The following is a 25,656-nucleotide window of genomic DNA, read 5'->3' as shown; positions in this document are numbered from 1 at the left end:
TGAGGGTATTTAGCTTTACTCATAAGCCTTTACTTCTGCTTTCACTTTCTCCCATTCTTTTTTCAAAATGATTTCCGTTAGACGCGAACCTTCTTCAACTTTATTTATTACCGAATTAATCAGCTCGGCGTGCTTGGCATGAAAAGTCTCTGACTGAATTACACTCAGGTCTATACGCATATTATCCATCATCACCCTCAGGTTAATATGCTCATCTTCTCTTGGGTTAAGTCTAAATTTAATTCTGATATGCGTTTCTTGATGCAGGCGGTCATTTTGGCCGTTAATCTCTGACATTTCTCTTACCTTTTTTATTCTGAACTCATTAACCATTTCGACAACTAGACTTTCATTGTTCGTTGTTAAAATCAGCTCGTCGTAATACTCATCTACTTCTGCGCGACATGCGTCCCATTTCCAAGCAATTTCTTGGGAAAGAGCGAGGTAGTGGGCCATGTCTTTCCTTAATTCATCAATCCATATTTGCCGCTTGTCAGCAATGAAGGCATTTACAGAACGTGCAGACTCTAACTTTCGAACTTCTAATGTATCTCTTGCCCGTTTTTCAGTAGATTTATTATTGAGGCGTGCAACTAACATCTGAATCACCACCCCAGCCGCTGCTATGGCTAACTGTCCATAAATCACATATAAAGAGCTCATTTCCATTCTTCTTTTTCAAATTGGTTTTCTAATTCTGTTTCACTGTCGGCACTAGCTATCAACCCATTTTTATCAAATGCTAGCCACCACGTTTCCGTGTCAACTTTATCGAACTCATCTGTAGATTCGTTAAAAATCTCATATCCCGGAATCGTGAAAGTAACGTATAACGCATTAAATTTCGCTCGACGCTTTACTATTTCGCAATTTATCACACCAGCAGCACCAACATTGACTGAAAATTTGTTCTCAAATGCGGTGATTCTCCAATTTGTTTTTTTCAGGGCTTCGCGTGTAGCTATGTCGTCAGACAAAATAGAATCTAGATCGTCATTAGCTGTCGTAAGGATATTGTCTAATGAGACGCTAGCGCTTCTATCAACTAAAGCGATTTCTAAGGTAGCTATTTTATTTTCTATTTCATCTTTGACTTTCGATAGAACTTCGAAACGCTCTTTCAGATTCGATTGTTCAGGCATTGATAACAGCATATCGAGCACTGTATTCAATTGCGTATCGATTGCTGCTCTCTCAGATTTCAGACCATCGATTTTCTGCAACTCTTCATCTAGAGAAGAGTCGTATGCTAACTGTGACAACTGTTCCGGCAAATACGAATCTAGAGCATATAGTAGAACTACATATGGTAGCTGCCGATTATTTGAACAAAAATCAGCGCCTTTCTTTTCACGTCCTAAGCATTTTGCTGAATGCTGGGGGTAGCCCTTCACCATTTTTTTGGTGATGTAGTACGAACTACCACATTCTTTGCATTTGATCAGACCGGACAATTTGAACGTAGATCGCGGGCTATGATCCACTTCACGTCTTTTGATTTCTGTTTGCACACGATAGAACGTTTCACGATCAATCACAGCATCGACAACGTTTTCAATCTCATCGCCGTTGTTATCCCAAGAGCCTACAAGCGCTTTTGATCTGAGCCATTTTCTAACGGATTGTGTCGTCGTATTTTCAGGAATCAAATTTTTTGAAACTAGCTCAATGACGATATTTCGCGGCCCCCACCCTTTCAAATAGTATTCAACTACTCGCTCTATTCCCTCTTTCCATTCTTCAATTATTTTTCCATCAGATGTTAGCCAGTACGGCGTATAACGTTTGATCGTTTCCCCGTCTTTCGCTTTCTGCCGTTTCGATTCATAAGCAGCTTTCATACGTCTAGATAGATTTTTTGAATATTCGTGCGCTTGAGAAATTTTACCGACGAGAATAAACAAATCCCCGATTTTCTCGTTCAAGCTTTCTTTCGAATACGTCTGAGAGTCTTCAAGCGTTACGACATTTACCCCAGCGCCGACGATCCGTTGCAGCAGCGACAGCATTTCGAGCGGTGCCAGTCGTCCGAGACGGTCCATAGCTTCTATTAAGATAAAATCCCCGGCAGCTATCTTGCCATCTTCTATAGCTGCGAGAATCTGACCTAAGCCATGCTGTAGGTGTGCCCCGCTAAAGCCGCTTCTCCCCTCGTCGCTGGCGCTGATCGGAGAAAGGGCGACATCAGGATGAGCTTTCAGCCATTCGGAGATCATGCGAGACTGGCGATCTGTAGATGAACCGCCCCGCTGTAGGGCGCTTGAGAAGCGGATATAGCTGATTGCCTGAGCCATGACGCTAGCCTGTAATCGTGGTTCACTACAGTCTATCATTCTTCACCTACATGCAGGTCGTGGGTCACGCGTCGCGAACCACCGCGCTGCTGGCCAGCCTAGGCGCGTTGATTTTCGCGGCGGCGCTATGTCCGTTCGTCGGGCGATATGCCGACCGTGTCGGACGTCGCAAGACGATCCTGACGGCGGGGACGTGTCTGATCGTGGCGGTCTTTCCCGCCTATACGCTGGCCGGGAGCGGCGAATGGTGGGCATCGCTGATCGGCGCGATGCTGATGGCGGTGGGCGCGGTGATCTGCGGCGTGGTCACGGCGGTACTGCTGTCGGAGCAGTTTCCGACCCGGGTGCGCTATACCGCCTCGGCACTCTGCTACAACGTCTCGTATACGATCTTCGGCGGGACGGCGCCTCTGGTGGCAACCTGGTTGATCGAACGCACCGGCAACAATCTGTCGCCAGCGATCTATCTGATCGCGATCACGCTATTGGCCATGTGGGGAGGGCTGCGCCTGCCGGAATCTTCCCACCGCGCACTGGATGCCGATGAGTCCGAATGGCGCCACGCCCCGGAACCCTTCATGCGGCCCACGACCTGATTTGCCAAGCCGTGCCCCTAGCTGACACGCCCACGACTGGCGAGTGCCGAGCCGCCAGTCGTGAGCGTCGATAAAGCGGCCTCAGGGCCGCGATTCGGATTGCGGCATCCCGGAAACGCGCTGGAAGTAGCGATGTCCGCAGGCGTGGCAGGCGTCCAGCCGCGCGACCTGATCGAGCAGCACGCCGACGCCACAGTGAACGCAGTTCATGCGTCCCGGCAGCGCCACTTCGCCGGCGGTGTAGTCGGCCCGAGCCGCTTCCAGGTCGTCATCGAAGCGTTCGCGATCGATGGTGGTGCGATCGGCGATCGAGAACAGCGCTTCGCTGACTCGGCGCGAGAGCACGTCGAGATCGATCCCAAGCCAAGTCGCGATGCCCTCGCCACCTCTGGCCAGATACTGGCGAAAATCTCGCATGTCCCGCTCGACCCAGGCACGCAGTAGCGCCGCCTCGTCCTTGGTGAACTCTTCGAACTCGGACTCGAACGCGACCGCCTCGTCGAGCTCGTGCTGAAAGCTGTCCCAGGAGAGTTCTCCGCCGCCGTCCTTCAAACGGGTCAGAATGCGTTCATAGGCTTCGCTGAGACGGGAACGCGCCTCGGGTCGTGACTGTTGCTCATCCATGGCTATCCCCTTTTGCTGCTGCGGATCGATTCACCCAGCCTTGATGCCAGGCTCTTACTTGCGACGATGGGTCTGGGGTATGCTTGTGGCCCTGAAAAATCAAGCCGGCCCCGCTTCTTTTCGTCTGTAATGAGTATAGCTTTTCGCGGGGACTCTGGCGCTCCCACACGCCGAACGCAAGGTGCCTGACCAAACCGATGGACGCACAGTACAACCCGCAAGCGATCGAAAACGCCGCCCAGCAATACTGGAACCGGAACCAGAGCTTCAAGGCCGTCGAGGATGCGACACGCGAGAAGTTCTATTGCCTGTCGATGTTCCCCTATCCCAGCGGCAAGCTGCATATGGGTCATGTGCGCAATTACACCATCGGTGATGTGGTGACGCGTTTCCAGCGCATGCAGGGCAAGAACGTGCTGCAGCCGATGGGCTGGGACGCCTTCGGCATGCCGGCCGAGAACGCCGCGATCAAGAATCGCGTAGCGCCGGGCAAGTGGACCTACGAGAACATCGACGCCATGCGCAGCCAGCTCGAGTCGCTGGGGTTCGCCTATGACTGGAATCGTGAATTCGCGACCTGCGACGTCGACTACTACCGCTGGGAGCAGTGGTTCTTTGCCAAGCTGGTCGAGAAAGGCGTCGTCTACAAGAAGATGTCGACGGTCAACTGGGACCCGGTCGACCAGACGGTACTCGCCAACGAGCAGGTCATCGACGGCCGTGGCTGGCGTTCCGGCGCGCGTGTCGAACGCAAGGAGATCCCGCTGTGGTTTCTCAAGATCACCGACTACGCCGATGAACTGCTGGCCGACCTCGACAAGGTCGAGTGGCCCGAGCAGGTCAAGACCATGCAGCGCAACTGGATCGGCAAGTCCCGCGGCGTCGAACTGAGCTTCGACGTGGCCGGCCTGGATGCGGCGGACGACAACGCCCGGCTCGACGTCTACACCACCCGCCCCGACACGCTGTATGGCGTCACTTACATGGCGGTGGCCGCTGGCCATCCGCTGGCGAAGCGCGCCGCGGAGCAGGATCCGGCGATGGCCGAATTCCTGCTCGAATGTCAGCAAGGCGGCAACTCCGAGGCCGAGCTGGCGACCATGGAAAAGCGCGGCCGCGATACTGGTTATCGTGCGATCCATCCGCTGACCGGCCAGCAAGTGCCGATCTTCGTCGCCAACTTCGTGCTGATGGAGTACGGCACCGGGGCTGTCATGGCCGTGCCTGCCCACGATCAGCGCGACTGGGAGTTCGCCACAAAGTACGCGCTGCCGATCCAGCCGGTCATCGCCGACGCTGACGGCAGCACGCCGGATCTTTCCGCGGGTGCCTTCGTCGATCATGGCAAACTGATCCACTCCGGCGAGTTCGACGGCCTCGAATTCGAAGCCGCCTTCACTGCCGTTGCCGCCCGACTCGAGTCCGAAGGCCGCGGCAGGATCAAGACCCAATACCGGCTGCGGGACTGGGGCGTCGCCCGCCAGCGCTACTGGGGCGCGCCGATTCCAGTCAAGTACGGCCCCGAAGGCCAGACCGTGCCGCTCACCGACGACGAGCTGCCGGTGGCGCTGCCGATGGAAGTCGAAGTCGACGCCTCGGGCTCGCCGCTGAAGAAGATGCCGTCCTTCTACGACCTGGGTGATGGCTGGACGCGGGAAACCGATACCTTCGACACCTTCATGGAGTCTTCCTGGTACTACGCCCGCTTCTGCTGTGCCGACAATCCGGAGGCGATGCTCGACGACCGCGCCAACTACTGGCTACCGGTGGATCTCTACATCGGCGGTATCGAGCACGCGATCCTGCACCTGCTCTACGCCCGGTTCTTTCACAAGCTGATGCGCGACGAAGGCCTGGTCAATAGCGACGAGCCCTTCCAGCGCCTGCTGACCCAGGGCATGGTGATCGCCGAGACCTTCTATCGCGAAGAAACCAACGGCGGCAAGGCGTGGTTCAATCCTGCCGATGTCGAGGTCGACCGTGACGACAAGGGCCGTCCGATCAGTGCCAGACTGATCGACGATGGCCAGCCGGTGACCATGGGCGGCATCGAGAAGATGTCCAAGTCGAAGAACAACGGTGTCGACCCGCAGGCGATGATCGATCGTTTCGGTGCCGATACCGTACGCCTGTTCGTGATGTTCGCCGCCCCGCCGGAGCAATCCCTGGAGTGGTCGGATTCCGGCGTCGAAGGCTCCCATCGCTTTCTCAAGCGGCTGTGGAAGCTGGTCGCCGATCATGTTGCGGCGGGTACGCCGGCGTCACTCGACGTGGCCGTGCTGGATGACGCGCAGAAAGATCTGCGCCGCAAGACCCACGAGACCATCGCCAAGGCGGGTGACGACATTGGCCGTCGAACCACGTTCAATACCGCGATCGCGGCGGTGATGGAGCTGACCAACGCGCTGGGGCGTTTCGACGACACGTCGCCGCAAGGCCTTGCGGTCAGTCGCGAGGCTATCGAAGCCTGCGTATTGCTGCTCTCGCCGATCACGCCGCACGTCTGTCACGCGCTTTGGCAGTCGCTGGGTCACCAGACGCCGGTGATCGATGCGAGCTGGCCGGTGGTGGACGATGAGGCCCTGGTCAAGGCCAGCGTCGAACTGGTGGTGCAGGTCAACGGCAAGCTGCGAGCTCGACTCGACGTGCCGGCGGCAGCCGACAAGTCAGCGGTTGAGTCGTTGGCCTTGGCAGAAGAAAACGTGCAGCGTCATGTCGAAGGCAAGACCGTGCGCAAGGTCATCGTCGTTCCCGGTAAACTGGTCAATATTGTTGCTAACTGAGTCGTTGCTAACTGAGTCGTTGCCAACTGAGTTGTTGCATTGCCGTCCGTGACAAGGAGCTTTTCATGATTCGTCGCACCGTTTTGACCGGCCTACTCGCGGTATCGCTGACCGCACTGGCGGGCTGTGGCTTTCAGCTCCGAGGGCTGAACCAGCCCACCCTGAGTCTTTCCGAACTCAGCTTGAGCGCCAATGTTTCTCCATTCAGCGAAGAAGTGAAACGCTCGCTGGAGAACGCCGGCACGCGTGTCGTCGACGACGCCGACCTGCGCGTCAATCTCGGCGACGAGCGAATCAGCGAGACTCGCCTGACCCGCTCCGACTCCGGCAGCCGCGAGACCGAAATCACGCTGACGGCGCCGTTCTCCGTCCAGCGTGTCTCGGATAGCGCCTACCTGCTCAATCAGCAGCAGCTGGAGACGTCGACGACGGTGCTGCTCTCCACCGACGATATCTATTCCGGTGAGGAGCTGCGTACCGGAGCCGTCAGGCAGCTGCGTCGTGATGCCGCCGAACAACTCATCGACCGACTGGACGCGCTCGAGACGCCATGAAGGTTTTTCCCGACAAGCTGGAAGAGGCGCTCAAGAAACGTCTACCGCCGGTGGTCCTGGTCGCCGGCGATGAGCCGCTGATCCACCTGGAAGCCTGCGATGCCGTGCGCCGCGTTGCCCGCGAGCGCGGCATCGAAGAACGTGAGGTGATGCACGTCGAATCCGGCTTTCAGTGGACGCAGCTGCTGGAGTCCGCGGCCAGTCTGTCGCTGTTCGCCTCGAGCAAGCTGATCGAGGTGCGCCTCGGCAGCCAGTCCCCCGGCCAGGAGGGAAGCAAAGCGCTCGAAGCCTACGCCGAGCAGGCGGGCGGCAGCGACAACGTACTACTGTTGTCGAGCCAGCGCCTGGACCGCAAGTCGCAGTCGAGCAAATGGTTCAAGACGCTCGACAAGCTGGGACTGTTCGTCCCGGTGTGGCCGGTCGATCATCAGCGTCTGGGTTTCTGGATGCGCGATCGGGCCAACCGTTACGGCTTCAGCATGGACATGGAGGCGGCGCGGCTACTCGGCGAGCGCACCGAAGGCAATCTGCTGGCGGCGGATCAGGAGCTGCAGAAACTGGCGCTACTGCTGCCGCCCAATGCACGCCTCGATGTCGAAGCGATCGCCAGCGGCGTCGAGAGCAGTGCGCGTTACGATGTCTTCACGCTGGCGGATGCGTGTCTGAAAGGCGATCGCGACCGTGTCGTTCGCATCGTGCGCGGCCTGCGCCAGGAAGGCGTCGAAGCGCCGATCATTCTGTGGGCGCTGACCCGCGAGCTGCGAACGCTGCTCTCGATCTTTCAGCACCTCGACCAGGGTCAGAGCCTGGAGCATGCTTGCAAGGCCCAGCGCCCGATGATTCCGGAAAAACGTCGCCCCGGCTATCAGCAGGCGCTCAAGCGTCTGCCCCAGCGACGCCTGCACAAGCTGCTGATGTTCTCCCAGCGCATCGATCTGGCGATCAAGGGCGCCATCGCCCTACCCGTTTGGGATTGCCTGCAGGATCTCGCTCTGACCCTATCCGGCGGCCGCGGGATGCTGGCAGAAATGCCTTTCGCCTACCGTACGGCCTGACGCTTCCGACGCCCCCGTCGGGCCGCTCGGGCCGCTCGGGCCGCTCGGGTCACAAGATGACACCTGGAATTCTCGCGGCTCATACAAATAGTTGATAATATCTACTATTTGGCAACGAACTTCACAGGTCTCCATGTCTCGTTCCTACTCTTTTGCCCTGCCACTGGTGCTGGCCATCACCATGGCCCTCGGACCGCTGTCGATCGATGCCTATCTCCCCGCCTTCCCGGCCATGGCCGACGCGATGGGGGTCGGCATTGGCGAAGTCTCGAGAAGTCTTTCGATCTACATCTTTGGCCTCGCCATCGGCCAACTGGTCGGCGGGCCGCTGTCGGACCGAATTGGACGACCTCGGGTCATGTATGCGGGGCTCGGGATCTTCATTGCCGCCTGCGTGGCGATCACGCAGACCGACGATCTGAATCTGCTGCTGACGCTACGCGGCGTACAGGCCTTCGGCGGCGGCTGGATCATGGTGCTCGTGCCGGCACTGGTCCGGGACCAGGTCAGAGGGCGCGAGGCTGCCAAGCTGTTCAGCATGATCGGGCTGATCATGGTGGTGGCGCCCGGCGTCGCGCCGAGTATCGGCAGTGCGCTGCTGGCGCTGGGCGACTGGCACGCCATTTTCTGGTTCCTCGCCATCTACGCGCTTGGCGTGGTTCCGCTGCAGGCTCGCGTGGTGCTGCGCCATGCCCAGCCGCGCGTCGTCGCCCAGCAACAGGATTCGTTGCTGACGCGCTACCGTTTCGTGCTGGCGACTCGGGCCGCGCTGCCGTTCATTGCTCTGCAGGCCTTCGCCTTCTCGGTCATGATGCTGTTCATCACTCACGCATCGTTCATTTATCAGGCCCACTTCGGGCAGTCGGAGAGCGTCTTTTCGCTGATGTTCGGCGCCAATATCCTGATCATGCTGCTGGTCAATCTGACCAATCGCGCCGTCCTCAACCGATTTACCTCGCGCCAGATTCTGATTACCTGTCTGTGCGTGCAGTTCATTGGCGTGCTACTGCTGTCGCTGGCGACGTGGGCCGATGTCTCGGTCTGGGTATTCCTGCCGGCCATGATGCTGACCATCGGTGCCCAGGGCGCCGTGGTACCCAACAATCAGGCCTGCTTCATGGAGTATTTCGAACGCCATGGCGGCACCGCGGCTTCTCTGCTGGGTGCCTGCCAGTTCGGGATTGCCGGGACGCTCAGTGCGCTGTCGACCTTGCTGCCGGAAACGCTGAGCTGGGTCATCGCGTCGATGTTCCTCTGCTCGCTGATCTGCATGGGCGTCATCATCGGTGTGCTGCGCCCTCAACGCGCGGTGGGTACCGGTTCGCCCTGAACGATGCTGCTGCCTCCTGTCGACATGAAAAAGCCGGGCCCCAGGGCCCGGCTATCGATCGATGAATGAAACGACCCGAGTGCAGACGCCAAGCATGAGAACCTGGCGTGAGTGCCTAGGCGATGCTGGCGTGCTCTGGCTGGTCGACACCTGCCAGGGCGACGTCATCGCTGAGTACGACGACATCATCCAGCGACGGAATCGAACCGGGACCGTCGTCGTCAGCCGTCATCAGCGACATCGTCGAGGCTGAGGCAGTGGTTGCCGCGCTGGCGTCCGGTGTCAACGTGAACGATTGCAGGTTCATCGCGCCGCCGTTGAACGTCAGCCGAAGCGTCTGCTCGCCAGCGGCGAGATCCAGCTCGATACCGTCGTTGGCCTGATAGTTGGTCCAACCGCCGGTATTGGTCACCGCCTGGGGCGTGGCGCTGGTATAGACGGCGCCGTCCTGCTCGACGCTGGCGGTCACCGTTCGCCCGCTGGACATCGTCGCCGCGGCAAACGACAGCTGATAAGTACCCGCCGTGGCAACGTCGATGGTGTATTCCACCCATTCGCCGTTGGCGATCGAGCCGATCGAATTGCCGTTGTCGCGCAGATCGACGCCTTCGTTTCGGGTGGTGTCGCCCAGCTGAGTCTCGCTGCTGTCGTGATAAGCGACTTCCGGGCCACCTTGGTCATAAAGCCCCGCGTTCAGCGTGAGGCCATCGTCGACGGCCCAGGGCATAGCCGAGTCGTTGAATGCCGTTTGCAAAGGCGGTGCCAGACTGAACGATTCCAGATTCTGCGATCCGCCGTTGAAAGTCAGACGCAGGGTTTGCGTGCCCGCTTCCAACGCCACGTTCTGACTTTCGGTCTCTGCGAATGTGCTCCAACCTCCCGTGTAATCGACGCCGATTGTCGCCACTTCATAGACGCCGGCGCCATTGTCGAAGGTGGCCGTGATCGAGCGGGCGCTGCCGGTCTGTGCGCCCAATGCGGACAGGAACGACAAATCGTAGACGCCGGCCTGATCGATCTCGAGCGTGTATTCGACCCACTCCCCGTTTTCGATCCAGCCGATGGCATCCCCGTTGCCCTGGATGTCCACCCCGCCCTCGCGGAAGTGAGTCCCCATTTGGGTTTCGCTGGAATCCTTGTAGGTCAGATACGACGCGCCCTCATCGAACAGTGCCGCGTCCAGCGTCAGGCCGCTCTGTTCGACGACCCAGGGTGTAGCGGACTCGTTGAAAGGCGTTCTCGCGGCCGGCTCGATACCTTCGACCAGGAAGACGTTGTCGTTGTAGTCATAGTTGATACCGGTGTAGTCCATGACCACGAAGTAGGTATTGGCGATGGCATTGCCATCGGTGTCGTAGGCCTGAAAAACGCGCACGGTATGGCCACGTTCGATCCCGGCATCCTCTGCCGGCGGCGTGTTCCCCCCATGAGGATTCAATGACGGATCGGTCGATTGGTTGGCGATCGAGATCCCGAAGATATCGTCGCCCGCCCAGCTGTCGGGGATCCGGCCCGGGGTAAAGTTCGACGTGGCGTAGTCGCCATTGGCCACATGCGGCAGCAACGACTGACTGTAGAGGCTGTCGTGATTGCTCAGCGACACTCGCGCCGACTTGTCACCTGGTGCGTGCAGTGCAAGTAGTGCACCACTGTACCCGTGGAATGCCGCCAGCTGCGTCACCGTGACCGATCCAACGCCGTCGGCAATCTGCCAGTAGCGTGACAGCACTTCCTGATCATTGACCGCTCGGTAGAGATCGAAATCCTGCAGCACGGACTCACCGCCACCGTCGAGCGTCGACAAGCCATCGATGTGATTGCCGAAGCCGAACACCCGCCAGATTTCGTTGAGATTGGGCTCCCAGCCGCCCTCGTCGCGCGCCTGCCAGAAGCCGGCCAGCTGGATCTCCGTCACCGGTTGGTCGGCGTCGTCCGAGACGATCGTCATGGTGCCTTCGAACACGCCGTCGGCGGCATTGCTGGTCGGCGGCGTATAAGCGGCGCGGTCGAATAGAACGCCCACCTCGATGGATTCGCCGGGTGCCAATCTCAGGTCGTTCAGGGCATCCGCATCTGCCAGCATGAACGGGCCGCTCAGCGTTACGCTGTCGACCCCCAGTTCCCCGGTACCGTTATTGGTGATGATGACCGAGCCACTATCCTTGTACTCCCGCGCCACGGGAGACGAGCTGGTGGCATCGTTGTCTTCGAGATAATTGAAAGCGATGCGGTCATCGAAATAAGCCGGATCGGTACTGACGACGCTGATGTCGCCATTGCTGATGACCGCCAAGGGCGCGGCGGGCACTTCCAGCGAATCGATATCCGGGCCAACGCCGTTGGGCGCGGTCACCGCGATGGTGTTGCTACCTTCGCTCAACGTCATCTTCACCGTCTGGGTGACCCAGTCGCTGACGGTCCGACTCTCGGCAGGAAAATTGACAGCCGGGTAGCTCTCTCCGTTGACCGTCAGCGCCAGGGGACGATCGGCCTTGCCGGTGGTCAGGGAGTAGCGGAAAGTGACCTCGTAAACGCCGCTCTGGCCGACGTCCACATTCCAGGTAACGGTCTGATCACTGGTGCCCACGAAGTCGACGAACCCGGTACCCGAGGCATCGCGGTCGCTCTGCGTCGTGGGGACGACGATCGCGCCGCCCTGTAGAACGGCATTCTCGGCCTCATAAATTTTATACTCCGGCGCCGGGTCCTCTCTCTGCAATTGCAGCCGGTCGATGTTGGGGCCGGTATTGCCCACGTTGGCGAGTCGAACCACATTGTCCCCGGCACCAAGATCGATCTCGACGGTAGTCTCCGTCCAGTTTTCCCAACCCGCGCTACCCACGCCAGTCGATGCAAAGGCAATCGTCCCCTGCGGATCGCCGTCCACCGACAGTGTCATCGGGCGATCGCTGGAGCCACTGGCGGCGTAGCGAATCGTCAACAAATAGGTCCCCGCTTCGGCGACATTGACCGAAAACGACCCCGCATCCCCCGACTGAGAACCCATATCCAGATAGCCGGATCCGCTGAACTCGCCCCAAAGACGATCGGCACCGCCACCATTCGATTCGGGATTATTGGCATTGCGAACGACCGTGTCGGCGATCGAAGCACCATCGTCGATCAGCAACGACTCGCCCTGGAGAGTGAAGACATCGCCCGACCAACCTTCGGCGTTGACGATCTCGACATCGACCGACTGCTCACCGTTCGTCAGCTGCTGGCCGCTGTCATCAAGCGCATCCAATTTCAGGTTGGTCACCCCGCGATCCAGATCGGACGCCAAACGGAACCGATAGGGAGTGTCGGTAGAAACCAGTTCGCTGGCGGCACCGGTCGAGTCGGTCAGCGTCAAGGCGACGCCGGCCACGTCACTGGCGAGAAAACCGCTACTGTCGATGGGCGTCACCTCGAGCCGATAATCGTCGCCGAGCAAATCACGGGTAATAGCAGCGCCCGGTGCCAATGTCTTGACGATGTTGCCTGTCTGCACATCGATGATTGACAACGTGAACATGTATGAAGCCTCTACGCGTTATGGGGGTACGGGGTTGTGAAAGCCGCCCTCGACTTCGATTGCTTGCCCGGGGGACGAGGAGGCCGGGCACCCCCAAGGCTGCCCGGCTTGTTGACCGACGGATCGGAATGAGGGTTCAGTTGGATCTGGTCTTAGGCGACGCCGACATGCTCCGGCTGGTCGACACCTGCCAGGGCGACGTCATCGCTGGGTACGACGACATCATCCAGCGACGGAATCGAACCGGGACCGTCGTCGCCAGTCGTCATCAGCGACATCGTCGAGGCCATGGCAGTGGTTGCCGCGCTGGCGTCCGGTGTCAACGTGAACGATTGCAGGTTCATCGCGCCGCCATTGAACGTCAGCCGAAGCGTCTGCTCGCCGGCGGCGAGATCCAGCTCGATACCGTTGTTGGCCTGATAATTGGTCCAACCGCCGGTATTGGTCACCGCCTGGGGCGTGGCGCTGGTATAGACGGCGCCGTCCTGCTCGACGCTGGCGGTCACCGTCCGGCCGCTGGACATCGTCGCCGCGGCAAACGACAGCTGATAGGTACCCGCCGTGGCAACGTCGATGGTGTATTCCACCCATTCGCCATTGGCGACCGAGCCGATCGAACTGCCGTTGTCGCGCAGATCGACACCTTCGTTTCGGGTGTTGTCGCCCAGCTGAGCCTCGCTGCTGTCGTGATAAGCGACTTCCGGACCACCCTCATCATAAAGCCCTGCGTTCAGCGTAAGCCCATCGTCGACCGCCCAGGGCGTACCCGATTCGTTGAAGGCCGCTTGAGAGTCAGATGACTGAGAGCCGGAAGTCAGACTGAAGGATTCCAGATTCTGCGAACCCCCGCTGAAGGTCAGGCGCAGGGTCTGCGTACCCGCCTCCAGGGCGACAGCCTGACTTTCGGTGACGACATAGGTGCTCCAGTCACCGGTATAGCCCACGTCAATGGTCGTGGCCTCGTAGACACCGGCGCCATTGTCGAAAGTCGCCGTGATCGAGCGGGCACTGCCGGTCTGCGCGCCCAGTGCGGACAGGAACGACAGATCGTAGACGCCGGCCTGATCGACCTCCAGGGTATATTCGACCCACTCTCCGTCCTCGATCCAGCCGATCGCATCCCCATCGCCTCGTATGTCCACCCCGCCTTCACGGAAATTGGTGCCCAGCTGGGTTTCGCTCGAGTCTTCGTAGGTCAGATACGGGGCGCCCTCGTCGAACAGCGCCGCATCCAGCGTCAGGCCGCTCTGGTCGACCTCCCAGGGCGTCGCGGTCTCGTTGAAAGGCGTTCGTGCCGCGGGTTGAATCCCTTCGATCAGATAAACGTTGTCGTTGTAGTCGGAATTACCGCCGTTATAGTCCATCAGCGCAAAATAGGTGTTCGCGATCGCGTTTCCGTCGGCGTCAAAAGCCTGAACCATGCGGAAATAGTAACCGGTCTCGATTCCCGGGTCGGCGTTGGAGGACTGGTTATTGAGAGACGGGTCGGTCGACACGCTTGCCGCCGAAAAACCGAAGATATCGTCGCCCAGCCAGGCATCCGGTACCTGCGCGCGACTGATGGTCGTGGTCGCGAAACCGCCGTTGGCGAGGAGCGGCAGGAAAGACTGATTATAGGGCGAGTCATGATGAACCAGACTTCTGGCATCGGTCTTGTCGCCGGGCTCGTGCATGGCAAGTAACGCGCCTCCCGGACCGTGCAAGCCCGCCAGCTGCGTGACCTTGGCCGTCTCGGCGCCGTCGGCAACCTGCCAGTAACGCGAGAGAACTTCGCCCTCCAGCGCGGCTTCGTAGCGTCCGCCAGTATCCACCTCCGACAGGCCGCCGCCCTCCAGCGTGGAGAGCCCGTCGACATGATTACCGAAGCCAAAGACCTGCCAGATTTCGTTGAGATTGGGCTCCCAGCCGCCCTCGTCGCGCGCCTGCCAGAAGCCGGCCAGCTGAATTTCGGTGACGGGGTGATCCACATCATCGGATTGAATCGTCAACGTGCCCTCGAACACGCCGTCATCGGCATTACCGGCCGGGGGGGTATAGGCCTCCCGGTTGAACAGGACGCCAACCTCGATGGAGGCCCCGGGGGCCAATCTCAAATCGTCCAGCAAGTGGGCGTCGGCCAACATGAATGGACCGCTCACCGCCACGCTACCGACCGCCAATTCCCCGGTGCCGTTGTTGGTGATGACGACCGAACCGCTGTCCTTGTACTCCCGAGGTCCGTTCTCAGGGTGGGTGGCTTCATTGTTTTCCAGATAATTGAAAGCGATACGATCATCGAAGTACGCCGGGTCGGTGCTGACCACGCTGATTTCACCGTTACTGGAGGCCGCCAGAGGCGCATCCGGCACTTCCAGCGAATCGATATCCGGTCCGACGCCGTTGGGCGCGGTCACCGAGATCGAGTTGGTGCCGGCGGTCAGCGTCATATTGACGGTCTGGGTAACCCAGTCGCTGACCGTCTGGCTCTCGGCAGGAAAATTGACAGCCGGGTAGCTCTCTCCATTGACCGTCAGCGCCAGGGGACGATCGGCCTTGCCGGTCGTGAGCGAGTAGCGGAAAGCGACCTCGTAAACGCCGCTCTGGTCGACATCCACGTCCCAGGTAATGGTTTGATCGCCGGTGCCCACGAAGTCGACGAAGCCGGTGCCCGAGGCGTCGCGGTCGCTCTGCGTCGTAGGGACGACGATCGCGCCGCCCTTGAGGGTCGCGGTCTCCGCTTCATAAGCCGCATAGCCCGGTGTCGTATCGTGAATCAGGACTTCCAGCTGATCGATGTTGGGCCCGGTATTGGTCGTTGACTGCAGGCGGATGCTGTTGGCCCCGGCTATCAGTTCAGCCGGGATATCCAACGTCTGCCAGGTATTCCATGCCGCGTCGCCACTGGCGCCGACCGGTGGCTGGAAGGCGTAGGTGCCGATGCTCTCGTCATTGACGAAGACCTCCAGCGGCCGATTTGCCGTTCCCCCATTGGCATAACGCACCCTGAGCACGGCGTCACCAGCATCGGCGGCGCTAACATCGACGTTGAAGGTGATGAAGTCGGCGGTGGTAGAACCGAAGTCGGCATACCCGCCGACGATGCCGTCGCTGTAATCGGTGTTGCCATCCAGCCCGTAGGCGCCCGGCCGAATCCCGTAGGGCGGATTGGTCGGGCTGACCTCCGGCGTGTCGCCATCGCGAATCACGATCTGGGCATCGGCGCCAGAGGCGATGACGGCCTGAGACTCATCCTCGGCCTGAACCGTAGCGATCGTGGTCAGATCGGCGTCTCCATCGCCGGGCACGATGACATCACCGGGCACGGGGTCCAGGCGTATGACCTGGCTCTCGCCGGTACTGCGGTTGAGCGTCATCAGATAGAGCTGGCCAGTCAGCGGGTTCTCGATGATATCCAGCGGGTCGACGTATTTGATGACATTGCCGTCCACGTCGCGCAGCACGTTGTCGCTCGCGACATTGCCATCCTCGTCCAACGAGACCCAGCGAATATCGTCGCCTCCCGAGTACTCGACGAACAGCAGGCTTCCATTCAGCGTTGCGCCGAAGATATTGCTGGTGTATTCGATCGCGCCGTTCGGCGATCGATTGGTGCCCAGTGAATAGATATCGTCGAATCGATAGTTGCTGTCGGGTTGTGTCCCGACCTCGTAATCGCCCGTCTCGTAGAGATCATCGCCATCGGTCGGATTGCCGCCGTTGAAAATGTATTCGTCGCGCAGCGAGTCCGGATGGCCGTAGTAGCCGCCCTGGTCGACCTTGAATAGCCAGTCGTCTTCGATACCGACGTTGCTCAAGGCCTCGTTGTAGTCCGTGGAAGGATCATCGGGGGTGACACCGCCAGCCGCGGAGCCATTGGTCGAGGCGTACAGATTGCCGTTGGAGTGCCAGACCAGGTCGTAGGCGTTACGAATGCCGGTCGCATATATCTTGAGTACCGCATCGTCGGCAAACGGATCGTAATAATCGATCAGCACATTGCCATTGACGTCCTGCATCGATGCAGTGCCGTCTTGCGCGAACACCAGGTACTGGCCACCGCCCATATCGATGGGCCCGTTCTTGATATCGCCGTCATCATCCTGATAACGGGTATTGGAGCCATCGGTGGGGAGCGGTTCGGTCGAGACGTCGAAACCGCCTGTGGGCGCCTCTCGAGTCGGATCGACCTCCAATACCGCGGCGTTCAGTAGCCGTTCCGGACGATTGCCCCAGGCGCTGTCGTCGCCGCCCATCGCGGTATTGGCACCCTGCGAGACGTACAGCAGATAGGGCGGCACGTCGGGATTGGTCTCGGCGTCGTATTCCGGATTGGCGTGGAAGACCAGGCTGTTGGTGACGTGGTCGCCGTTGGAACGCGGCAGGCCCGAGATATAAGTTTCCGCCGATCCCGAAAACGTACCGTCACTATCATCGATCGTGATCTTGCTGACTCGGCCGCTGAAATCCGGTACGGCGTTGTCGCGTCCCGTCAGCGGGATCGGGTAATTATCGGTCACCCACAGCACGTTGGGATCGGTCGGATCGAAGGTAAGCCCGACAATACCGCGGGCGCCGGCGTCGGTCTGGAAATAGTCCAGTGCCAGCGTCTGCTCGTTGGAAAGCTCCCCTGTCACGGCATCGATATCGTAACGCTTGATCTCGCCGTTCAGGGTCGACACGTACATCTGGGTGTTGTCGGGAGAGAGGGTAATGGAGCTGAACAGATAGGCGCCGTCCTGCGCGCCGTCGAGCTCGACATGGGTACCGAACGCTACCTCGCTGTCCTGAACCTCCGCCTCGGCCCCGGTGACGAACGTGGTGGTGAACTTCTGGAACTCCCGCGTCGGCGCATCCGGATCGGTGTTGCTGCCACGGTCCTGAAAGCCATCGATCACCAACGTGTAGCTGGTGTATTCGTCCAGCTCGTCCGTCGGCGATATGGTCAGCGAATCGAAGCCGCCGGTGGTGTTGATGTTGAAAGCCACGTCTTCGCCGGTAACGGTGTTGAAGAGTTTCACCGAGCCATCGTTGAGGCTCTCCAGCAGTGCACCGCCGCGGCCCTCGACGACCGAGATTCCGATGAAGAAATCCGAGGTCGGATCGATACCGGCCGGCTGGGTCCCGTCATCGGCCTGCAGATGAACTTCGACCTGCTGCTGCCCTACCCCTGCCACCGCTCTAGGGTCGGTAAAATAGGCGTAATCCGCCGGTGCCTCGCGGTCGTCGTCGGGGGTCAGATCGGGCAGCGACTGGATCTCGATGTACTGAATTTCGGTGTTGTTGCCGTCGACGCCGAGAGAGTCCAGGGTAAGCCGGCCATCGGTGACCTGGACGACCCGCGTGATCAGACTGGAACGATAGCCATCGCTATCGTCGGTGGGATCGCCGTCGGCCGGAAACCCGCTCGGCCGCGACGAGGCGAACGGCGTGTTGAACGCTTCGCCCTCGGCATTGATAGCGTTGACGCTATCGTAGGCGCCACCGCTATCACCGATCGAGATCGTGACTTCGTAGTAGCCATCCTCCAGCTCGATCTCCCAGCCCGCCGCCTGGCTGTAGCCCGGTTTGTCGAACCCGGCGTAAGTGGCCTGCAACGGATCGACATCGTCGAGTGACCCGCTGCGGTCGCCGAGTGCATCGCCATCCTGACCGGCGATCGCCATTGGCGTCGTGCCGTTGGCCGTTCCGTCGGCGATCGACCCCGCCGTCACCCATCCATACTGGTATGTCTGGCCATCCACCTGCAGCGACTGCTGCCCGAAGGCCAGGCCCGTGTCGGCGACGTAACCCTCCGGCGTTGCGGCTCCATTCGGCTGGAAATTGATCTTGGCCTCGAATCGGTTACCAGGCTCGGCGCCCGGATTACCGCCGCCGTCGTCCGCCATCGTATGAATCGACAGACTGTCGATGTTGGGGCCGGTGCTGCCAATGTTGGCGAGTCGGACCACATTGGCACCGGCGTCGAGATCGATCTGGACGGTGGTCTCCGTCCAGTTGTCCCAGCCCGCACTCCCCGTTCCCGTCGACGCGAAGTCGATCCTTCCCTGAGATTCACCGTCGACCGACAGCGCCATCGGACGATTGTTGGGTCCACTGGCGGCATAACGGATCGTCAGCAGATAGGTGCCCGCCTCGGCAACGTTGACCGAGAAAGATCCCGCGTCCCCTACCTGCGCCCCCATATCCAGATAACCGGAGCCACTGAAGTCTCCCCACAGGTGGTCCGCGCCGCCACCACTGGGTTCCGGGTTATCGGCACTGCGAACCAAGGTATCGGCGAGGGAGGAGCCATCATCGATAGCGAGTGCTTCTCCCTCGATCGAGAATACCAGCGTCGGATCTGCCGGCAGCGCGTCTGCATACTCGAAACTGATCTGATCGATATTGGGACCGTTGGGCACGCCTCCCTGGGCGGTCGATGGCAGCGTCAATGTCAGCGTATTGTCGCTATCGGACAGCGGCACCGACACGCTGACCTCGTTCCAGCTGGTCCAGGAGCCGGTCGGTGGAAACGAGACCAGCGTGGGTTCCGCGCCGTTGACGGACAGCAGCAACGGCCGATCCCCCGTCCCGCCATTGACGTAGCGAATCGTCGCGGTGTAAACGCCGTTTTCATCGGGCGAAACCTGGAAGGTGATCGCGTCGCCCGCATCGGTTCCGAAATCGACATAGCCACCGTCGATCGCGCCCGCCCTGACGACACCTTGCGCATCGGGATGTTGACTGTCGACGACTCGGGTCAAGCCGGGGCTGTTCGTCGCCCCGCTGTCGTCGATAGAGACCAGACTCATATCTTCGGCCTGGATGACCAGAGATGCCGGACCGTCGTCCGCCGCGACCGCGGTCAACGTCAGACTGTCGATGTTCGGGCCGCCGCCGATGACGTTCTGCAGGCTAACCACGTTGGTCCCGCTGCTCAGGTTCAATGTCAGCGAGCCGCTGCCCCAGGTTTCCCATCCGGCCGTACCGGCACCGGTCGACGGAAATGCCAGGTTGCCCTGATCGACGCCATCGACGAGCACGGCCATGGGACGCGAGGCGCCAGCGGCGCCACTTGCGGCATAGCGGACATCGAGTTGGTAAGTCCCGGCGGTCTCTACCTCGACCTCGAAATAGGCCGCGTCGCCAACCTGCCCGCCCATATCGAGATAACCCGGCCCACTCGAGCCGTTCCACAGCCCATCGGGGCCGGCGGCGGCCGACGATTCAGGATTGGACGGCGAGCGAATCACGGTATCGGCCGCCGAGGTGCCATCGTCCGGCGTCAGCGATTCGCCTTGAAGCGTAAAGACGTCGCCCGACCAGCCTTCAGCGTTGACGATCTCGATATCGACCGACTGTTCGCTACCCGCCAGCAACTGGCCATTGTCATCCAAGGCGTCCAGCATCAAATTGGTCAAACCGCGATCCAGATCGGACGCTAACGTGAACCGGTAGGGGCTCTCGGTAGAAACCATTTCGCTGGCTGCGCCGGCCGAATCAGTCAACGTCAAGGCGACGCCGGCCACGTCACTGGCGAGAAAGCCGCTACTGTCGATGGGCGTCACTTCGAGCCGGTAATTGTCTCCGATAAAATCCCGAGTGATGGCAGCACCTTGTACCAATGTCTCGACAGTGTCCCCTGTCTGCGCATCGATGATGGATAGCGTGAACATGTATGAAGCCCCTACGCGTTGAGTTAATGGTTGTGAAACGAGCGAAGATGAACGTCTCTCGTTCGGTGCTGACAGAGGCGCCATTTCACCTTCATTAACGAAGTGTCGGACATCACCTGTCGCTGATTGTTATTGGCAGAGACCTTGGAACTGATGCGTGACTAAAGTTCTACCGGTGGAGACTCACCGATGGCAACCTAGCGTGTCTGCCTGCCAAGGCAAAGTTGAAACTTTTAAACCCAAAAAACGAATTTAAGTAGCCAAGTGGTGAAAAAGCGCCTCCCGACTCTTCGATTTCGTTGAGCTATCATCGCCTTAGACTCGCTGAAACACCACCCATGACAGCGGCGCTTACATAAAATTTCAAGACTGGTAAAAACCACACCAAATCACTTATAAAACTAATGCCACGGAATTACAAAGGACCACACTCCAGCTCCTGAAACGCGCTAGTTTTAATCGCCAGCATTTTAATAGAATCGTAGAAACAAGCCCGCGACAGAACCCAAGCCATTGTTTTATAACCCATGAAAAATCCAGAAAGGATTAGAATATCGATACCGACGCCAATAAAACCAGAAAAACAGACTTGTAAACTTGTTCACAATTTCCGCATGCTGGTCACGTGATCTACTCGTCAACGCCACCCGACAACGTCAATTCCAGAAGAGAAAAGATCGTGGCAAAGCCCAGTGATAAAACAGATTTACAATTGGCGTTAGCCGCCAGCCGCCAGGCTTTTCTATACATTCTGCTGTTCAGCCTGTTCATCAATCTGCTGATGCTGGCACCGTCGATCTACATGTTGCAGGTGTATGACCGAGTCGTCACGACACGGAGCTCTGAAACGCTGCTGATGCTGACGCTGGTCATCGTCTTTCTATTCATGGTGATGGGCGCGTTGGATCTGGTCCGTTCACGCATTCTGGTGCGTGTCGGCAACAGGCTCGACATGCAGATCAGCGAGCGTCTGTATCAGGCCACCTTCAAGCGCGCATTGCAGGTACCCGGCAAACCCTCGGCTCAGCCGTTCAACGATCTCACCACGCTGCGCCAGTTCCTGAGTGGCAACGGCCTGTTCGCGTTCTTCGATGCGCCATGGATACCGGTCTACATCGCGATTCTGACGCTGTTCCATCCCTGGTTCGGAATCTTCGCCACTGTCGCGGCCTGCATATTGATGGTGCTGGCCTGGATCAACGAGAAGAGCACGCAGTCACTGCTCGGCGAAGCCAATCGCGAACACGTCCAGTCCCAGGATCTGGCCCAGAGCAACCTGCGCAATGCCGAAGTGCTTCAAGCGATGGGCATGTTGCCCAACCTGCTAGCCCGCTGGCGCATCAAGCACCATGACTACCTGCTGCATCAATCCCACGCCAGCGACCGTGCCGGCGTGCTCAGCAATCTGTCGAAAACCCTGAGAATCATGTTTCAGTCGCTGATCCTGGGGCTGGGCGCCCTCCTGGTTATCGAGGGCAGTCTGACCGGCGGCATGATGATTGCCGGTTCTATCCTGATGGGACGCGCTCTGGCTCCGATCGACCAGATGATCGGCGGCTGGAAGGGATTCGTCGCCGCGCGAACCGCTTATGCCAGACTCAACGCGCTGCTGGCGGCGATACCCGCGGAACCGCAGCGCATGCCGCTGCCGCCACCGGTCGGTCGTCTAGCGCTCGAGGCGGTAACGGCCGCCCCGCCCGGCGACAGTCGGCCGACGCTGTGGGAGCTCGACCTGCTATGCAACCCGGGCGAGCACATCGCCATCGTGGGCCCTAGTGCAGCGGGCAAGTCGACGCTGGCGCGGGTCATCCTAGGCGTTTGGCCGGTCCAAAGAGGCTGCGTTCGGCTGGGCGGCACCGATGTCGGTCAGTGGGCTCGAGAACGGTTAGGCCCTTTCATCGGCTATCTGCCTCAGGACGTCGAGTTGTTCGACGGTAGTATCAGCGAAAACATCGCCCGCTTCGGCAACATCGATCCGGATCGCGTCATCGAAGCTGCGCAGAAAGCCGGTGTCCACGACATCATCCTGCGGCAGTCGGCGGGCTACGATACCCAGATCAGCGGCAGTGGTGGCGTGCTGTCCGGCGGTCAGCGTCAGCGTCTGGGCCTGGCCCGGGCGCTTTACGGCAACCCCGTCCTGGTGGTTCTCGACGAGCCGGACGCCAACCTCGATGCCAGCGGCGAGCGCGCGCTGCTGCACTGTCTGCGCCAGCTCAAGACCCAGGGCACGACCGTTTTCATCATCAGCCATGCGAACGCCATTCTCGACCATGTCGACCGAGTTCTCATGCTGCAGGAGGGACGCATGGTCGCCTGTGCTCCCCGCCAGTCTGCATCCAAGGCTTCGAAGCCGCCGCTCAGACCGGTGGAGTCCCCCGTCCATTCGATTCGGATGCGCGCCCGCGGCAAGTCGGAAGACTCACCCGTGCCACCCCCTCAATCCACGGAGCCGCCGACGCCATGACGCTTTCCTCTTCTGCGCCGATAGCGCTTGGCGCGCCTGTGCCCAAGGTCCCTACCAGCGATCGAGCCAGCCGTCGGTGGGGGCTGGGGATACTGGTGATCGCCCTGGGCGGCTTCGTGCTCTGGTCGCTCACCGCTGATCTCGCGGTCGCGGTAGTCGCTTCGGGATCGGTGGCGGTGGAAACCTCGACCAAGAAGGTTCAGCACTTCGAGGGCGGTATCGTCAAACGCATCCTGGTCGAGGACGGCGATAGCGTCAGCGCGGGAGACTCGTTGATCGTGCTCGACGATACCCAGCCACTGGCCAAGCTCTCGATCGCCGAATCGGAGTATCGAATCGCGCTCGCCAGCGAAGTGCGACTGCTGGCGGAACAGAGCGACCGCGATACGCTGACGTTCCCGGATACGTTACTGAACAATGTATCGCCACGTGTGGAAGCGGTCGTCGACGTCCAGAAGCGGCTATTCCAGGTCGGTCGCCAGTCGCTGAAGGATGCTCTCTCGGCACTGGACGAAAAGGCCCGGCAGATGCAGGAACAGATCGCCGGCCTCGAAAGGCTGCAGCAGGTCAACCAGTCCAAGATCAAGTCGCTGACCGGAGAAGCCAGCGACTACCGCACGCTGTTCAAGGAGGGCCTGGGCGACAATCAGCGTCTGCGCGAGCTCGAACGACAAGTCCTCGAGTATCAGGGGGAAAACGCCCAGCACAGCGCCGAAGTGGCCCAGTTACGCTCGCAGATCAGCGAAAACGGCTTCCAGAAGGAGATTCGCCTGCAGGAGTACCACCAGGAAGTCGGCCAAGACCTCAAGGACGTTCAGTCTCAGGTTACTGACGCTGAAGAGCGGGTCACCGCTCTGCGCGATCAGGTCCACCGCACGGCTATCGTCGCGCCGGTTTCGGGGACCGTCGTCGGCCTGCAGATCCACACCCAGGGCGCGGTCATTCGATCGGGCGATACCGTCATGGAGATCGTCCCCGCCAACGAAGCGTTCATCGTCGAGGCGCGGATCCCCGATCGCGATATCGATAACGTCCATCCCGGCCAACCCGCCGAGATTCGCTTCAGCGCCTTCAATCAGCGGCTTTCCAACGTCATTCAGGGCGAAGTCGCCAACGTGTCGGCGGACAGCTTCGAAGACGAGGCTACCCACAACCACTATTACAAGGCGCGCATTCGCGTCACCGACGAAGGCTATTCCAAGATGACGTCGTCGATGCAGCTACTGGCCGGGATGCCTGCGGAAGTGATGCTGAAAACCGGCGATCGCACCTTTGCCAGCTACATGTTCAAACCGTTCAGCGACATGCTGGCCCGTGCGATGCGAGAAGAGTGATGAAGACGATTCATCGATGGATGCTGACCGGTTGCCTTGCCGCACTCACCGCCACCGCACAGGCTCAACCGCTCGACATCACGTCGCCGGTCCCCGAATCGAATAGCACCACGCCGACCCCGTTACCGTCGCTCTCCGAGCTGGTCGCCCGAGCGTTGAGCTACGACAGCGGCCTGCAGAGCCAGCGACTGGACAGCCAGTCGGTGGCTCAGGAGGTGCCGATGGCACAGGCCGGATTGCGCCCTCGGCTCGACGCCACTGCCGCCTATCGCTACACGGATGCCGACAACATCTATACCAAAAACCCCGGTGACTACCCTGACGAGGTCTACGACGATCGCGTTGCCGGCAAGACGAGAGACACCAGTTGGGAGCTGCGAATGACCCAGCCGCTATTCAGTCTGGAACGCTGGCGACGGGTCGGTAAAGCACATGCTCAGATGGATGCGGCAACGTTGAAGGTGGCGGTCGCCGAGCGCGATCTGGCGGTCAAGGTGGTGGAAACCTATCTCGATGCCTATCAGGCCTCGCGCAAACTGGGCTTGCTGATCGCTCAGCGGGAGTCGCTGGTACTGCAGCAGCGTCAGGCCCAGCGCGCCTATGACCTTGGCATCGGCGATCGGATCAATCTGCTGGAATCTCGATCGCGACTCGATCAGGCGGTAGCCGATCAGACCTCGGCGGAGAATGATCTCGCCAATGCGCTAAGCGATCTCGAACGCCTGTCCGGCACCGCGCTGAGCTTTGATCCTGCGTTGATCGACACCCCGGAGAAGCTGGACATCGCCCCGGAAGCCCGCCCGCTCGAAAGTTGGCTGGCACAAACCCAGGACAACGTCCAGGTGCGTCTGGCAGCCGAGCAGCAGCGGGTGGCGCAGATCGATACCGACGTCCGCGGCGCCACGCGCTATCCCGAGCTCAATCTGGTCGTCGGCTACAGCGATGTCGACAGCAACGATGCGCTCAGAACGAGCAACGACCTCACCGCCAGTATCGAGATGAACCTACCGATCTATCAGGGCGGCTACACCTCCGCCAGCATTCGACAGGGCGAACTGACGGCCATGGCCGGCACCGCAGCGGTGGAAAACGAGCAGCGCCTCGCCCAGCAGGAAGTTCGCAAGCGACTCCTCAGCATGCAGGGCGACCTTCGCCAGATAGAGGCGCTGCAGCGCTCGGTCGAATCCGGCAGTTTGTTCCTGCAGGCGGCGATTCGCGGTGAGTCCCTCGGCCTGAGAGACCTGGTCGATGTTCTCGACGCTCGCTCCTCGCTCTACGATCTCCGTATCCGTTTCATCGAGACGCTGTGTCTCTATCTCAAGGATCGCACTTATCTCGCGGCCGCTGTGGGGCAACTCGATACCTCGGCACTGACGGATGTGGCCGCCATCCTGGCTCGCGTCGAGCATACCTCTTCCAACCGCGCCGGGTGAGCCTGCTGCGCTGTCGCACTCGCGATCGCGTACAGCAC

At 59.9% G+C, this 25,656-nt stretch carries 13 protein-coding genes; 8 read left to right on the top strand and 5 right to left on the bottom strand.

Going from position 1 to position 25,656, the window contains the following annotated elements; genetic code table 11:
• Positions 1-15: 15 nt before the first annotated feature.
• Positions 16-663, bottom strand: a complete 648-nt coding sequence (locus tag ACUN9V_RS09505) for a hypothetical protein (RefSeq protein ID WP_445511213.1) — start codon at positions 661-663, stop codon at positions 16-18.
• The gene (locus ACUN9V_RS09500) at positions 660-2,294 is read right to left on the bottom strand and encodes a recombinase family protein (protein WP_445511212.1); all 1,635 of its coding nucleotides are present in this window, start codon (positions 2,292-2,294) and stop codon (positions 660-662) included. The genes ACUN9V_RS09505 and ACUN9V_RS09500 overlap by 4 nt, the downstream gene beginning before the upstream one ends.
• A gap of 17 nt (positions 2,295-2,311) precedes the next feature.
• Between ACUN9V_RS09500 and ACUN9V_RS09495 the strand changes: the two genes are divergently transcribed.
• On the top strand, positions 2,312-2,890 hold the full coding sequence (locus ACUN9V_RS09495) for an MFS transporter (RefSeq protein ID WP_445511211.1): 579 nt from the start codon (positions 2,312-2,314) through the stop codon (positions 2,888-2,890).
• Positions 2,891-2,971: 81 nt separating this feature from the next.
• On the opposite strand, the gene ACUN9V_RS09490 is transcribed toward ACUN9V_RS09495, so the two are convergent.
• The gene (locus tag ACUN9V_RS09490) at positions 2,972-3,514 is read right to left on the bottom strand and encodes a zinc ribbon-containing protein (RefSeq protein WP_075561952.1); all 543 of its coding nucleotides are present in this window, start codon (positions 3,512-3,514) and stop codon (positions 2,972-2,974) included.
• Between the two features lie 197 nt (positions 3,515-3,711).
• On the opposite strand from ACUN9V_RS09490, the gene leuS reads away from it, so the two are divergent.
• The 4 genes from leuS (at position 3,712) to ACUN9V_RS09470 (ending at position 9,236) form a co-directional block, all read left to right on the top strand.
• Positions 3,712-6,297, top strand: coding sequence for a leucine--tRNA ligase (gene leuS / locus ACUN9V_RS09485; RefSeq protein ID WP_445511210.1), 2,586 nt, complete (start codon positions 3,712-3,714; stop codon positions 6,295-6,297).
• Positions 6,298-6,362: 65 nt separating this feature from the next.
• Positions 6,363-6,851 carry an LPS-assembly lipoprotein LptE gene (locus ACUN9V_RS09480; RefSeq protein WP_075561950.1) on the top strand — a complete coding sequence of 163 codons (489 nt, stop codon included), beginning with the start codon at positions 6,363-6,365 and terminating at the stop codon, positions 6,849-6,851.
• Positions 6,848-7,906: a DNA polymerase III subunit delta gene (holA, locus tag ACUN9V_RS09475; protein WP_445511209.1), complete on the top strand. Its 1,059-nt coding sequence runs from the start codon at positions 6,848-6,850 to the stop codon at positions 7,904-7,906. The genes ACUN9V_RS09480 and holA overlap by 4 nt, the downstream gene beginning before the upstream one ends.
• A gap of 133 nt (positions 7,907-8,039) precedes the next feature.
• Complete coding sequence (locus tag ACUN9V_RS09470) at positions 8,040-9,236, top strand: multidrug effflux MFS transporter (protein WP_445511208.1); 1,197 nt, start codon at positions 8,040-8,042, stop codon at positions 9,234-9,236.
• Between the two features lie 115 nt (positions 9,237-9,351).
• Here ACUN9V_RS09470 and ACUN9V_RS09465 read toward each other — a convergent pair whose 3' ends face one another.
• Both ACUN9V_RS09465 and ACUN9V_RS09460 read right to left on the bottom strand, forming a co-directional pair.
• Positions 9,352-12,753, bottom strand: coding sequence for a carbohydrate-binding protein (locus tag ACUN9V_RS09465; RefSeq protein ID WP_445511207.1), 3,402 nt, complete (start codon positions 12,751-12,753; stop codon positions 9,352-9,354).
• Positions 12,754-12,905: 152 nt separating this feature from the next.
• A complete protein-coding gene (locus tag ACUN9V_RS09460) occupies positions 12,906-20,387 on the bottom strand; it encodes a carbohydrate-binding protein (RefSeq protein WP_445511206.1) in 7,482 nt (2,493 codons plus the stop codon).
• 679 nt (positions 20,388-21,066) lie between these two features.
• Here ACUN9V_RS09460 and ACUN9V_RS09455 point away from each other — a divergent pair.
• Genes ACUN9V_RS09455 through ACUN9V_RS09445 form a run of 3 tightly spaced genes read left to right on the top strand, consistent with a single transcriptional unit; the run spans position 21,067 to position 25,618 of the window.
• Positions 21,067-22,851: a type I secretion system permease/ATPase gene (locus ACUN9V_RS09455; protein ID WP_445511205.1), complete on the top strand. Its 1,785-nt coding sequence runs from the start codon at positions 21,067-21,069 to the stop codon at positions 22,849-22,851.
• Positions 22,848-24,185: an HlyD family type I secretion periplasmic adaptor subunit gene (locus tag ACUN9V_RS09450; protein ID WP_445511204.1), complete on the top strand. Its 1,338-nt coding sequence runs from the start codon at positions 22,848-22,850 to the stop codon at positions 24,183-24,185. The genes ACUN9V_RS09455 and ACUN9V_RS09450 overlap by 4 nt, the downstream gene beginning before the upstream one ends.
• Positions 24,185-25,618 carry a TolC family protein gene (locus tag ACUN9V_RS09445; RefSeq protein WP_445511203.1) on the top strand — a complete coding sequence of 478 codons (1,434 nt, stop codon included), beginning with the start codon at positions 24,185-24,187 and terminating at the stop codon, positions 25,616-25,618. Before ACUN9V_RS09450 ends, ACUN9V_RS09445 begins: the two co-directional genes overlap by 1 nt.
• The last annotated feature ends 38 nt before the right edge of the window (positions 25,619-25,656 follow it).

The organism is Salinicola sp. V024 (assembly GCF_052645315.1).
Note: the sequence above shows the minus strand (reverse complement) of the source record. Positions and strands in the feature narration are given on the sequence as shown.

Bases quoted from the DNA above. Each gene is read 5' to 3' on its own strand.
- ACUN9V_RS09490 (WP_075561952.1), bottom strand. From the start codon at position 3,514: ATGGATGAGCAACAGTCACGACCCGAGGCGCGTTCCCGTCTCAGCGAA.
- ACUN9V_RS09470 (WP_445511208.1), top strand. From the start codon at position 8,040: ATGTCTCGTTCCTACTCTTTTGCCCTGCCACTGGTGCTGGCCATCACC.
- holA (WP_445511209.1), top strand. From the start codon at position 6,848: ATGAAGGTTTTTCCCGACAAGCTGGAAGAGGCGCTCAAGAAACGTCTA.
- ACUN9V_RS09460 (WP_445511206.1), bottom strand. From the start codon at position 20,387: ATGTTCACGCTATCCATCATCGATGCGCAGACAGGGGACACTGTCGAG.
- ACUN9V_RS09505 (WP_445511213.1), bottom strand. From the start codon at position 663: ATGAGCTCTTTATATGTGATTTATGGACAGTTAGCCATAGCAGCGGCT.
- ACUN9V_RS09465 (WP_445511207.1), bottom strand. From the start codon at position 12,753: ATGTTCACGTTGTCAATCATCGATGTGCAGACAGGCAACATCGTCAAG.
- leuS (WP_445511210.1), top strand. From the start codon at position 3,712: ATGGACGCACAGTACAACCCGCAAGCGATCGAAAACGCCGCCCAGCAA.
- ACUN9V_RS09500 (WP_445511212.1), bottom strand. From the start codon at position 2,294: ATGGCTCAGGCAATCAGCTATATCCGCTTCTCAAGCGCCCTACAGCGG.
- ACUN9V_RS09450 (WP_445511204.1), top strand. From the start codon at position 22,848: ATGACGCTTTCCTCTTCTGCGCCGATAGCGCTTGGCGCGCCTGTGCCC.
- ACUN9V_RS09480 (WP_075561950.1), top strand. From the start codon at position 6,363: ATGATTCGTCGCACCGTTTTGACCGGCCTACTCGCGGTATCGCTGACC.
- ACUN9V_RS09445 (WP_445511203.1), top strand. From the start codon at position 24,185: ATGAAGACGATTCATCGATGGATGCTGACCGGTTGCCTTGCCGCACTC.